We start from the raw sequence: 12120 nt of genomic DNA on the forward strand, positions 1-12120 counted from the left end.
CCTCTGAGATCGGTCCAAAACGCGCACTACTGCCGCGGTATAGGGCCTGATAGAGATCATTTGACCCCAACACCGCGGCAGTAGTCGCCCGGGGGGTGGTTGGCCTGGTCCGCCGAGGCCCGGGTTCTCACCAGGTGTCGACGCACGGGCGCTTCTTGCCGGTGCGCGGCTCGGGCTGCCAGCCGCGGATCGCGGCGCTGATCCAGGCCCGCGAGTCGACCGGGTCGATCACGTCGTCGATCTCGAAGTGCGAGGCCGTGTTGACCGCCTTCCCGTGCTCGTACATCCGGGCGACCATCTGCTCGAACGTCGCCTGCCGTTCGGCCTCGTCGTCGATCGCGGCCAGCTCGTTGCGGAAGCCGAGCCGGACGGCGCCCTCGAGCCCCATGCCGCCGAACTCGCCCGTCGGCCAGGAGACCGTGAACACCGGTGCCTTGAAGCTGCCGCCCGCCATCGCCTGGGCGCCGAGCCCGTAGCCCTTGCGCAGCACGATCGTGAAGAACGGCACGGTCAGGCTGGCCCCGGTGACGAACAGGCGGCTCGCATGGCGCACGAGGCCGGTGCGCTCGGCGTCGGGGCCGACCATGATTCCCGGGGTGTCGCAGAGGAACAGCACCGGCAGGTCGAACGCGTCGCACAGCTGCAGGAAGCGCGCCGCCTTGTCGGCCCCGTCGGAGGTGATCGCGCCGGCGAGGTGGGCCGGGTTGTTCGCGACCAGCCCCATCGCCCGGCCGTCAACGCGGACCAGCGCGGTGACCATGCCCGGCGCCCACGCCCGGCGCAGCTCGAGGACCGAGCCGGTGTCGGCGAGGGTCTCGATCACGGCGCGTACGTCGTAGATCCGCAACCGGTTCTCCGGGATCACCCGGCGCAGCAACCGCTGATCGGCGCATGCCCAGTCGGTCTGCGGGTGGGTGAAGTAGGACAGGTACCGCCGGGCGACCGCGACGGCCTCGGCCTCGTCGGCGACGGGCACGTCGACCACGCCATTGGCGACCTGCACGTCCATCGGCCCGACCTCGTCGGGCGCGTAGACGCCGAGGCCGCCGCCCTCGATCATCGCCGGACCGCCCATGCCGATCGTGGAGTCCGCCGTGGCGATGACCACGTCGCAGCAGCCGAGCAGCGCGGCGTTGCCCGCGAAGCAGCGACCCGACGCGATGCCGACCAGCGGCACCAGTCCGGACAGCCGGCCGAAGAGGTGGAAGGCCATGCAGTCGAGCCCCGCGACGCCGGAGGAGTCCGTATCGCCGGGGCGCCCGCCGCCGCCCTCGGTGAAGAACACCAGCGGCAGCCGCTGCCGCTCGGCGATCTCGAAGAGCCGGTCCTTCTTGCGATGGTTCTGCTGGCCCTGGGTGCCGGCCAGCACCGTGTAGTCGTAGGACATGACGACGGCGGGCGCCCCGTCGACGGTCGCCAGCCCGCCGATCAGCCCGTCGGCGGGGGTCCGGGCGATCAGGTCGTCGAGCGCGCGGCGGCGGCGCTGGGCGGCGATGACCAGCGGGCCGTACTCCACGAGGCTGCCCGGGTCGATGAGGTCGGCGACGTTCTCGCGAGCCGTGCGCTGGTGGGTCTTGCGGCGACGCTCGACCGCGTCGGGACGGGCGTCGTCGAGGCCGACCGCGTGCCGTTCGTGCACCTCGGCGAGGTCGGGCCGGACCGCGTCGAGGTCGACGACCTCCTCCGACACGGCGACGGGCCCCTCGTCGTGGGTCGCCTCGAGCAGCACGACCGGCTGCCCGGCGCGCAGCACGTCGCCGGGCGAGACCAGGATCCGGCGTACGACGGCAGCGCCGGGCGCGATGACGACGTGCTCCATCTTCATGGCCTCGAGCACGAGCAGCTGGCCGCCGGCCGGGACGGTGTCGCCCTCGGCGACGCTGAGCGCGACGACCGTGCCCTGCACGGGAGCGCTGACCGTGCCGTCACCGGGCTCGCCGGGAACGGCCTCGGGTTGTGTCTCGGGGACCAGGTCCTCGAGGTGCTCCTCGACGAAGGCGGTGGTGGCCCGGCCGGCGAGCACCGTCGGGTGCTCGAGGATCCGGCGGAGAAAGGAGATGTTCGTCGCCACGCCGTCGATGCGGAACTCCCCGAGGGCGCGCGCCGCCTTGCGTAGCGCCGGCCCGACGTCGTCCGAGGGGGCGTGCGCGATCACCTTGGCGAGCAGCGAGTCGTAACGCCCGCTGGTGCGGTAGCCGGCGCGGCCGAACGTGTCGACCCGCACCCCGGGGCCGGTGGGCGGCTCGAAGACCTCGAGCGTGCCGCCGGTGGGGTGCACCGCGCCGGACCGGTCGACGGTTTCCAGGTTGACCCGGGCCTGCACGGCGAAGCCCCGGGGCGCCGGCGACTCGGTGAGCCCGAGGTCGGCGAGCGTGGCGCCGCCGGCGAGCAGCAGCTGGACCTGTACGAGGTCGACGCCGGTGACCTCCTCGGTGACGGTGTGCTCGACCTGCAGCCGGGCGTTGGCCTCGATGAAGGCGTGCGCCGGCTCGCCGGCGTCGGTCTCGCCGGGATCGGTGACGAGGAACTCGAAGGTGCCGGCACCGGTGTAGCCCGCCTCGGTGGCCACCCGCTGCGCTGCGCTCAACAGGGCCTCGCGCAGGTCCGGCGGCAGGCCGGGCGCGGGGGCGATCTCGACGATCTTCTGGTGCCGCCGCTGGATGCTGCACTCCCGCTCACCGAGGTGGACGACCGCGCCGGTGGCGTCCCCGACGATCTGCACCTCTATGTGGCGCGCGTGCGGCAGCAGCCGCTCGGCGTAGACGGCTCCGTCGCCGAAGGCCGCCTGGGCCTCCGACCGGCAGCGCTCGTAGGCCGCCTCGACCACGGCCGGGTCGTGCACGGGCCGCATGCCGCGCCCCCCGCCGCCGGCGACCGCCTTGAGCATGACTGCCGCGTCGGGGCCGAGCGCGACGAGGAACTCGCGGATCGTCGCCGCGTCGGCCGGGCCGGTGCCGGGCAGGACGGGTACGCCGCAGCGCTCGGCGAGCGCCCGGCCGGCGGCCTTGTCGCCGAAGAGCGCCAGCGTCTCGGGGCTCGGGCCGACGAAGACGAGGCCCGCCTCGGTGCAGGCGCGGGCGAACTCGGGGCGCTCGCTGAGGAAGCCGTAGCCCGGGTGCACGGCGTCGCAACCGGCGTCGACCGCTGCGCCCACGACCTGCGCGATGTCGAGGTAGGCCGCGGGGCCGCTGCCGTCCAGGGCGCGGCTCTCGTCGGCGCGACGGACGTGCAGGGCATCGGCCTCGTCGAGAGCGTGGACCGCGACGGAGGTGACGTCGAGATCTGCGCAGGCACGGATGATCCGTACTGCGATCTCGCCGCGGTTGGCGACGAGCACCTTGGAAAGCGTCGGCCGCATGGCCGCAGCGTCGCACGCCGGGGGCGTCACACTGAGGGATGCCCCGCCGCCGCCCGTCGCGCTCGCTGGACGCGGTCGAGCTGGCGGAGGTGGCGGTCTTCGCCGACCTGGCCCTGGCGCTGGTCGTGGCGGGGTTCTTCCTACCGTTCGGGACGCTGCTGATCCTGGCCGCGATGGTGCCGTTCGGGCTGCTCGCCGCCCGGCGTCGGATGCGCGCCGTGCTCGTCGGCTGGACGGTCGCGGTCGTGCTCTCCGCGGTCACCCTCGGCCCGAACGGTCCCCCGAACATGGGCCTGGTCGCCACCTGCGGCGCGGCGGCCGGTCTGGGCCTGCGTCGCGGCTGGCACCCGGTGCGCACGCTGGTCCTGGGCTCCATCGGAGTCTGGGTGCCTGCCGCCGGGATCACGATCGGCAGCCTCGAGCTCTTCCCGACCTCGCGAAAGCTGCTGTTCGCCCAGATGCGCTCGGTCGCCGACGGCGTCGCCCGCATCCTCGACCAGCCGTGGCCACGGCACACGGTCGACGCGATCATCGACCACTGGCGGCTGGTGTTCGCGCTCGCCGAGCTGGCGATCGTCGCCTGGCTGGTGCTGACAGCGCTGGCCCTCACGCACCTGCTGCTGGCTCGGGTCACCGGCATGCTGCGCGACCCGCTGCTGCCACCGGCCGACGACGGCGAGCCGGGTCCGGTGCCGCTGTCGGCGTCGCAGCTGTGCTTCCGCTACCCCGACGCGGAGGACGACGCGCTGCACGGTCTCTCGCTGGAGCTGGCGCCGGGGGAGTTCGTCGCGGTCACCGGTCCCAACGGTTCGGGGAAATCGACGCTGGGGCTGATCCTCGCGGGCATGCCGCCGTCGAGCGGTCGCCTGTGCCGGCCAGGCGCGGCCGGGCTGGGCCGCGCGGGCGGCACCGCGGTCATCGGGCAACGCCCCGACAGCCAGGTCCTCGGCGTGCTGGTCCGTGACGACGTGGTGTGGGGGATGCCCGACCCGTCAGCGGTCGACGTCGAAGGGCTGCTCGCCGCGGTCGGCCTCGAAGGGATGGGCGACCGGGAGTCGGCGACGCTGTCGGGTGGGCAGCTCCAGCGGCTGGCGGTGGCCGCCGCGCTGGCCCGCGGCCCGCACCTGGTCGTGAGCGACGAGTCGACGTCGATGCTCGACCCCGAGGGGCGCGCCGCGGTCGTCGAGCTGCTGCGCGGCCTGGCCGTTGCGGGCATCACGGTCGTCCACATCACCCACCGGCGCAGCGATCTGACCGCCGCCGACCGGGTGCTGCGGGTGGCGCAGGGCGAGGCGACGGAGTGGGTGCCATGACGCTCCTGACGTTGACCGGCGTGGGCCACGTCTACGACGCCGGCACCCCATGGGAGCACCGCGCCCTGTCGGACGTCGACCTGGCGGTCGAGGCGGGCGAAGCGATCGCGGTGCACGGCCACAACGGGTCGGGGAAGAGCACGCTCTTCCGGATCGTCACCGGCGTGTTGCGCCCGACCGAGGGCGACGCGCGGCTCGACGGGCGGCCACTCACCGACCACCGCGAGCTGGTGGGCGCCTGCCTGCAGCAGGCTCGGCTCCAGCTCTTCGGGGCGACCGTCGACGACGACCTGTCGCTCGACCCGGCGGTGCCGCCCGCGGCGCAAGTCTCGGCACTGCAACGCGTCGGTCTCGACCCGCTCGTCGACGGCCCACGACGGGTCGACGAGCTGAGCGGCGGCCAGCAGCGGCTGCTGGCGATCGCCGGGGCGCTGGTGCGCCGGCCGCGGCTGCTGGTGCTGGACGAACCGTTCGCCGGCATCGACCCGGACAACGCGGAGCGGATCCTGCTGGCGCTGGCGCACGCCCGCGACGACGGCATCGCCACGATGGTGCTGACTCCGGACCCGGACGAGGCGCAGGCCAGCGGGCGCGTCGTCGAGATCGCGGCCGGCCGGGTGGTGAGGCCGTGAGCCGCGCCCCGATCCTGAGGTACGTGCCCGGCGACTCGGCCGTGCACCGGCTGTGGGGCGGCACCAAGCTGTCGGTGCTCATGGGGTTGAGCCTCGCGGTGGCCGCGGTGCCGACCTGGTCGGTCGAGCTCGCGGCGTTCGTCGTGCTCCTGCTGGCGTGGGGCGCGGCCCGGCTGCCTCGAGGCTGGCTGCCGCGTCCGCCGGCCTGGCTGGTGGTGGCGCTTGCCGTCCCGGTCGTCATCGGGTCGATCCAGGGCGGCAGCCCGGCCGGTTTCGGCGGCCTGCTGACGATGCTGCGTGGCACCGGGGTGGCCCTGCTGTTCGTGCTGGGCGCGCTGCTGTTCGCGGCGACGACGCCGTCGGCCCAGGTGGCTCCTTCGCTGGCGGTGCTGCTGCGACCCTTGCGGCCGTTGCGCCTCCCGGTCGACGACGTCGTGCTCGTCACCGCCCTGTCGGTGCGATGCCTGCCGCTGCTGGTCGAGGAAGTGACCACGGCGTACGCCGCCTGGCGGTTGCGCCTGCCCGCACGAGAGCGCCGACGTGCGGTCTCGGTCGGACGCTTCCTGCTGACCGCGGTCGCGGCCTCCGCACGGCGGGCTCGAGAGCTGGCCGAGGCGATGCACGCCCGCGGCGGACCCCAACCCCCGCAACGGCCGGCCGTGCGGTTCGGTGCCGGAGACGCGCTGGCCGTGCTGCTGCTGGCCGGCGTCGTGGCCGTCGCCGTCATCTCCTCCTGAGGCAACTGCACCGCGCACCGGCGTGCCCGACGGCGCGCGGGAGGCCACGCGGCTAGCGTGAGGCGTACGTCGTGACCGCATCGTCTGGAGGCCCTGTGGCTGCGGCTCCGGCCCGCACGCGCCTGCACATCCCCCTGGATCTGTCGTCGCCGCCGCCCCCGCCGCCGACCGCCTCGGCCCCGGAGGAGCACACGGTCCTCCTCCGTGAGCTGCTGATCACGATGCAGCGCATGTGCGCGTTGATGGAAGTGCAGATGACCGTGCAGCAGGCACTGGTCCGCGAGCGCAACCGTGCCGCGAACCACCGGGCGGGCCGCTATCGCGGCGCGCACCGGGCGCGGCCGAACCTTGCCTACCGGGCGGCCCTGGTCAGCCTGGTGCCAGTGCTGGCCGCGTTGTCGTTCGTGGCGGTCTGGGCGACCGGCTGACCGTCGGCCGTGGCCGACGGTCCACCCCCCTGACCGGCGACACGCCGGGATACCGTGTTGCGGACTCCCTGCGATCGCGAAGGTTCCCCCGTGCGCCGATTTCTCCTGGCCCTGCTGTGCCCGCTGCTCGTGCTCACCGCCTGCGGCGGGTCGGGCGGGTCGGGCGCGCTGCCCACGGTGAAGGGCGACTACGGCAGCAAGCCGACGATCGACTTCCCGTCCGGGAGCCCGAGCAAGACCCTGCAGGCCAAGATCCTCAAGACCGGCTCGGGCTCGGAGGTCAAGAAGGGCGACCTGCTGGTCGCCGACTACCTCGGCCAGATCTGGAAGGGCAAGGTCTTCGACAACTCCTACGACCGCAAGCAGCCCGCGGCATTCCCGATCGGCGTGGGCAAGGTGATCGCCGGATGGGACGACTCCCTCGTCGGGGTGAAGACCGGCAGCCGAATCCTCATGGTGATCCCGCCGAACAAGGGCTACGGGAAGGACGGCAACAGCCAAGCGGGGATCAAGGGCAACGACACCCTGGTCTTCGTGGTCGACGTCATCGGGGCCTACAGCAAGGACGCCGGCGCGCAGCAGGACGCGAAACCACAGCCGGCACCGAGCAGCGGCCCACAGGTCTCGGGCGCACTGAGCGGCGAACCGAAGGTGACGGTGCCGAAGGGCACCGCACCGCCGAAGAAGGTGACCTCTGCGGTGCTCGACAAGGGCACCGGTGCGCCGGTCAAGGACGGCGGCCTGCTGGTCGTGCAGTACACCGCGGTCGACTGGACCGGCAAGACGCTGCAGTCGACCTGGCAGATCGGTCAGCCGACGGCCGTGCCCGTCGGCGGTGCGCAGAAGGGCGGGCCGCTCGACGCCCTCGTCGGGGTGCCGCTCGGGAGCCGGGTGCTGCTCGAGGTGCCGGCCCAGGACGCCAGCAAAGCGTCGACCGACAGCACGGCGATCGTGCTCGACCTGATCGCGGAGCTCGGCACCACCAGCTGACCGCGGAGCTGACCAACAACCGCCTGATCGTCGCGCTCGACGGCGCCGAGCTGACGGCACGGCGGGATCAGTCACGCCGGACACCCCGGCTACGCCGACGCGGGCCGGCCGCGGCCGAGGGACGCCAGGCCGCGCGCAGCAGCGACGGCGGCAGCTGCCGTTGCAGGGCGTCGTCGAGCAGCCGCGCGAGAGAGTAGGTGGGGTCCGCGGCGAGCGCATGGCCGAGCGCGATCGCCGCGAGGGCTCCGTTGCCGCGGCCGTAGGCGGCCGCGGCCAGCAACGTGTAGGGCGGCGCGGCCAGCGACCGCGGCGCGAGCCGGCAGAGCTCCTGCAGCAGCGGGAAGGAACCGTCGTCGCCGACGGCCACGCACCGGCCGGCGACGTCGTCACGCATGCGGATGTCGGACAGGCCGAGGAGCAGCAGCGCCGCCTCCTCCTTCTTCAGGACGGCCGGCGGCGCAGCGAAGCGCTGGGCGATCTCACCGAAGGTCCTGCCCGCGAGCGCCGCGAACTCCGCGACGCCCAGCTTCAGGGGCACCGCTGCCACGCGGTCGACCGTCTGGTCCATCGCGGCGGCGAGGATGCCGTCGTAAGGGGCGATCGTGGCCGCGAGCGCCTCCCGGTCGGGCAACGTCGCCTGGCCCAGCTGCACGGCAGCGGCGACCTCTGTCTCGGTGACGTCCTGCGTCATCGCCGTGCCCTCGGCGGGGCAGCAGGCAGGGTCGTCGCAGAGGTAGGACCACCACCGGCCGGATCGCACGAGCAGCGCGTCGGTCAGCACGAGCCCGTGCCCGTCACACCAGCTGCGAAGGTCGTCGACCGTGTCCTCGTGGGGCATGCCCGGCACCCGGAAGGAGTCGTCGTCCTCGGTGTAGAGAAGGGCGATGACCTCCTCGGCCTCGGCGTGCCGCAGCCTCAGCACGAGATCTTCGAGCTGGCGCGGACCGAGGTCGGCGAGATCGACCCGCAGCTGAAAGACGACCCGGCGGCGCGCGCCCTTGAGCGCGACCAGCACGAGGCTCTCGCGCGGGTGGAAGCCGAACAGGTGCGGAACGGCGGCGGCGAGGCCGCCCGGACCGTCGACCTTGACACGAACCGGAGCAGACATCTCGGACATGCGCCGACCCTGACCGCGCGGCCGGTGCCGAACCAGACGTGCCGCCCGATCTGTGGACGTCCGGCGAGCCTGTCCACAGCCGCCAGAATGGGCAGGTGTCACCGTTGCTGCTTCACCAGGCGACCCGGCTGGTCGAGACCTCCGGCGAGCCGGCCGACGTCTACGCCGCGGTGCAGGCGGCCGCGGCCCGCGGGGGGCGCATCGTCCGGAGCACGCCGACCCAGCACTCCCTGCTGCTCCGCGTGCGCCGTCGTCTCGGGAGCGTCCAGGTCGGCGTGCACGTGCAGCCCGGGCGACAGCCCGGGCTCGTCACGATCGAGATCGTGACGATGGCCGGCGGCGCGACCGACACGGCGGCCGTTGCCGTCGCCGACCGGGTGGCGGACCTGCTGCGGGCTGCGCTTCGGGGCTGAGGCCGGACCGACGGATCAGGCGTAGGCGCCGTGGCCGCTGCCCTGAGCGACCAGGTCGGCCATGTGCGTGCCGTCGGCGTAGTAACGCCGAGCCCAGATCCCTGTGTGCTGCTCCTCGCCCACCGGCATCCGCCAGGTCGACACGCGGCTGTGCATCAACGACACGGAGAGCAGCGCCCGCGGCTGGTCGATCGTGTCCTGGATGTAGGCGTCGGCGGCTTCCTCCGGGATGTAGCGGCAGGCAATGCGGCGGTAGGTGTCGCGCCAGACGTCGTCGACCCCGACGTCGTGCAGCATGACCGCCTCGCCCTGCACGGTGACCTTGCGGTAGGGCAAGGGTTCCTCGTCGACGGACAGGGCGACCCGCGGGTTACGCCGCAGGTTGTCCAGGAATACGGAGGTCCCGCGCGGCGTGAACAGGATCCGCCCGGCGTCGTACACGAACCACGTCGGCACCACCCGCGGAGCCCCGTCAGCGTCGACAGTGCCGATGCGCACCAGATGTCCGGGCTCGTCGAGGAAGTCGCTGATCTCCCGATCCGTCAGCTTCGGCATGTGGCCTCCCGAGCGGTTGTCAGAACAGGTCCCAGAAGTTCTCGCGGGTGCGCATCTCGGCCGCCGACTCCTCGAGGATGACGCGGCCCGAACGCATGACGTAGGCGCGGTCGGCGATCCGCAGCGCCTGGCCGACGTTCTGCTCCAGGAGCAGGACCGACAGGCCTTCCTCGTCGGCCAGCTTGCGGATGCGGTCGAAGATGTCGATGACCAGGGCGGGCGCGAGGCCGAGCGATGGCTCGTCGAGCATGAGCAGTCGGGGGCTCGACATCAGCGCGAGACCCAGGCTCAGCATCCGCTGCTGGCCACCCGACATCGTGCGGGCCATCTGCTGAGTGCGTTCCTGCAGGATCGGGAAGATCTCGTGCACGCGCTCGCGCCTGCGCTCGCGCTCGTCGCCGGCACGTTCGTGCATCGCACCGAGGCGCAGGTTGTCGATGACGCTGAGGTCACCGAAGACGAAGCGTTCGCTGGGAATCAACGACATGCCGCGCTTGACGTTGCGCCGGCAGCTGGACCTGCTGATGTCCTCGCCGTCGTACCAGATCTCGCCGCCGAAGGGGGGCAGCATTCCGAAGATCGTCTTCAACGTCGTCGTCTTGCCGGCACCGTTGTGGCCCAGCACGGTGACGATCTCGCCCCTGTTGAGGCTGAGGTCGACGTCGAAGACCACCCGCTTGCGGCCATAGCCGGCCTGCAACCCGCGGACGTCGAGAAGTGGTCGCGCGGCGTCGCCGACGTGCTCGTGCGCGCGCGCCGTCGCTTGCTCAGGCGATGCCAAAGTAGGCCTCCGCAAGTCGCTTCTCACCGGTGAGCTCTTCGAAGGTGCCCTGGGCGGTGATGCGGCCGAGCTCCATGAAGTAGACGTGGTCCGCGAGCCGGCCGACCACGTGCAGGTTGTGCTCGACGATGCAGACCGTGCGGCCCTGGTCACGCATGCGCTCGATCAGGGTGAGCATCACGTCGACCCACTGTTGGTCGATGCCCGAGGCCGGTTCGTCGAGCAGCAGCACGTCGGCCTCGCTGGCGAGCACGCGCGCGAGGGCGACGAGCTTCTGCTGACCGAATGCGAGAGCTCCGGCGGGGTAGGCGGCGAACTCATCGAGGCCGACGAAGTGCAGCCACTCGAGCGCGCGGTCGCGCACCTGCCGCTCGACCTGGCGGCTGTGCGCCATCCGGAAGAACAAGGGCCCGAGGTGCTCGCCCGGCTGGTCGGGCACGGCGAGCATGACGTTCTGCAGCGAGGACAGCCGAGGGAAGACGCGCACGTCCTGGAACGACCGCGCCATCCCCCTCAACGCCACCTGGTCAGGTCGCAGCCCGGAGATGTCCTCGCCGTTGAGGATGACGGTGCCCCGGTCGGGTGCGATGGCGCCGGTGAGCAGGTTGTAGACCGTGGTCTTGCCGGCGCCGTTGGGGCCGACCAGCGCAGTGATCGTGCCCCGTCGCAGCTCGATGTCGAGACCCTCGGCCGCGACGATGCCGCCGAACCTCTTGGACAGACCGGTGACCTGCAGGACCGGTTCGCCGACCGGTCGCGGGTCGTGGCGCTCTGCGACCGCGACGGATGCGGGGGTCGGAAGGCGTACGCCGGCGAGCGAGTGCTCGTCGGCGGCGATCGGTGTGGGGTCGCGGAACGCGCCGTGCGCTGCCTCCGCGGGCAGGGGCGGCCCGTCACCGGACGCCGCCGCGGCCACGGCGGGGGTAGCCACGGCGGCGGGCCGGCGTCCGCGCAGGCGAGCCAACTTGTTGCTCGTCCACCGGATCGGCGCGGCGCCCTCGGGCAGCAGCCCCTGCGGCCGCAGCATCATCACGGCCACGAGGACGATGCCGTAGGCGACGAGCCGCCAGAGCGACGCCTTCTGCGCGTCGAACGACAGCACGTTCTCGAAGAACGGAGTGAGCAGCACGAGGACGGTGGCCCCGATGACCGAACCGATGAGGTTGCCCATGCCGCCGAAGATGACCATCGCGACGATCGTCGTCGACAGGTCGAAGCTGAACAGCGGTGGCGACGCGATCTGGTTGGTGACGACGAGCAAGACGCCGGCGACGCCGGCCATGGCCGCGGTGATGGAAAAGACGGCGAGCTTGTAGCTGTAGACGTTCTTGCCCAGCGCGCGGCAGGCGAGCTCGTCCTCGCGGATGCCACGCAGCACTCGGCCGTACGGCGACTCGCCCATGCGCCAGCACAGCAGAAGCGTGATCACCGCGCAGGCGATGAACAGCGGCAGCATGTCGCTGGGCTGCAGCAGCTTGTGACCGAAGACGCTGAGCCCGGCGACGTTCTGCAGGCCGTAGGTGCCACCGAAGCTGGAAGACGTCTGGGCCAGCGCGATCACGATGATCTGCGCGGCCAACGTCAACAGGATCAACCACTCCGTGGTCAGGCGCAAAGCCGGGAAACCCACGACCAGGCCGCCAAGCGCGGCGACTGCAAGCCCGACGCCCAGGCCCTCCAACGTGTTGAACCCCTGGTGCAGGAACAGGTAGGCGAGGGCGTAACCACCGAATGCCCCGAACGCGCCGTGGGCGACCGACACCTGGCCCATGTAGCCCATGAGCAGATTGAGCGAC

11 protein-coding genes are annotated in these 12120 nt (G+C 72.3%); 6 read left to right on the top strand and 5 right to left on the bottom strand.

Annotated elements, in window-relative coordinates; translation table 11 throughout:
• Positions 1 to 127: 127 nt before the first annotated feature.
• Entirely contained in the window at positions 128 to 3358 is a 3231-nt protein-coding gene (locus VFJ21_10790; protein HET7407606.1) for a carboxyl transferase domain-containing protein, read from the bottom strand.
• Positions 3359 to 3396: 38 nt separating this feature from the next.
• On the opposite strand from VFJ21_10790, the gene VFJ21_10795 reads away from it, so the two are divergent.
• The 5 genes from VFJ21_10795 (at position 3397) to VFJ21_10815 (ending at position 7458) form a co-directional block, all read left to right on the top strand.
• A complete protein-coding gene (locus tag VFJ21_10795) occupies positions 3397 to 4671 on the top strand; it encodes an ATP-binding cassette domain-containing protein (GenBank protein ID HET7407607.1) in 1275 nt (424 codons plus the stop codon).
• Complete coding sequence (locus VFJ21_10800) at positions 4668 to 5303, top strand: ABC transporter ATP-binding protein (GenBank protein HET7407608.1); 636 nt, start codon at positions 4668 to 4670, stop codon at positions 5301 to 5303. The genes VFJ21_10795 and VFJ21_10800 overlap by 4 nt, the downstream gene beginning before the upstream one ends.
• Positions 5300 to 6040 carry an energy-coupling factor transporter transmembrane protein EcfT gene (locus VFJ21_10805; GenBank protein ID HET7407609.1) on the top strand — a complete coding sequence of 247 codons (741 nt, stop codon included), beginning with the start codon at positions 5300 to 5302 and terminating at the stop codon, positions 6038 to 6040. The genes VFJ21_10800 and VFJ21_10805 overlap by 4 nt, the downstream gene beginning before the upstream one ends.
• A 95-nt stretch (positions 6041 to 6135) precedes the next feature.
• A complete protein-coding gene (locus tag VFJ21_10810) occupies positions 6136 to 6468 on the top strand; it encodes a hypothetical protein (protein ID HET7407610.1) in 333 nt (110 codons plus the stop codon).
• A 90-nt stretch (positions 6469 to 6558) separates the two neighbouring features.
• Complete coding sequence (locus tag VFJ21_10815) at positions 6559 to 7458, top strand: FKBP-type peptidyl-prolyl cis-trans isomerase (GenBank protein HET7407611.1); 900 nt, start codon at positions 6559 to 6561, stop codon at positions 7456 to 7458.
• 67 nt (positions 7459 to 7525) lie between these two features.
• On the opposite strand, the gene VFJ21_10820 is transcribed toward VFJ21_10815, so the two are convergent.
• Positions 7526 to 8575 (bottom strand): DUF4192 domain-containing protein, encoded by a 1050-nt coding sequence (locus VFJ21_10820; GenBank protein ID HET7407612.1) that lies wholly within the window; start codon positions 8573 to 8575, stop codon positions 7526 to 7528.
• A gap of 95 nt (positions 8576 to 8670) precedes the next feature.
• Between VFJ21_10820 and VFJ21_10825 the strand changes: the two genes are divergently transcribed.
• Positions 8671 to 8988, top strand: a complete 318-nt coding sequence (locus VFJ21_10825) for a hypothetical protein (protein ID HET7407613.1) — start codon at positions 8671 to 8673, stop codon at positions 8986 to 8988.
• 15 nt (positions 8989 to 9003) lie between these two features.
• Here the strand turns inward: VFJ21_10825 and VFJ21_10830 are convergent, their stop codons facing one another.
• The 3 genes from VFJ21_10830 to VFJ21_10840 form a co-directional block, all read right to left on the bottom strand.
• Complete coding sequence (locus tag VFJ21_10830) at positions 9004 to 9543, bottom strand: pyridoxamine 5'-phosphate oxidase family protein (protein ID HET7407614.1); 540 nt, start codon at positions 9541 to 9543, stop codon at positions 9004 to 9006.
• A gap of 19 nt (positions 9544 to 9562) precedes the next feature.
• Positions 9563 to 10324: an ABC transporter ATP-binding protein gene (locus VFJ21_10835; GenBank protein HET7407615.1), complete on the bottom strand. Its 762-nt coding sequence runs from the start codon at positions 10322 to 10324 to the stop codon at positions 9563 to 9565.
• Positions 10311 to 12120: branched-chain amino acid ABC transporter ATP-binding protein/permease (locus tag VFJ21_10840; protein ID HET7407616.1), on the bottom strand; the 1810-nt coding region annotated here is incomplete at its 5' end. The genes VFJ21_10835 and VFJ21_10840, both read right to left, overlap by 14 nt.

It is taken from the genome of Mycobacteriales bacterium (assembly GCA_035690485.1).
In the GTDB taxonomy this organism is placed as follows: domain Bacteria; phylum Actinomycetota; class Actinomycetes; order JAFAQI01; family DASSKL01; genus DASSKL01.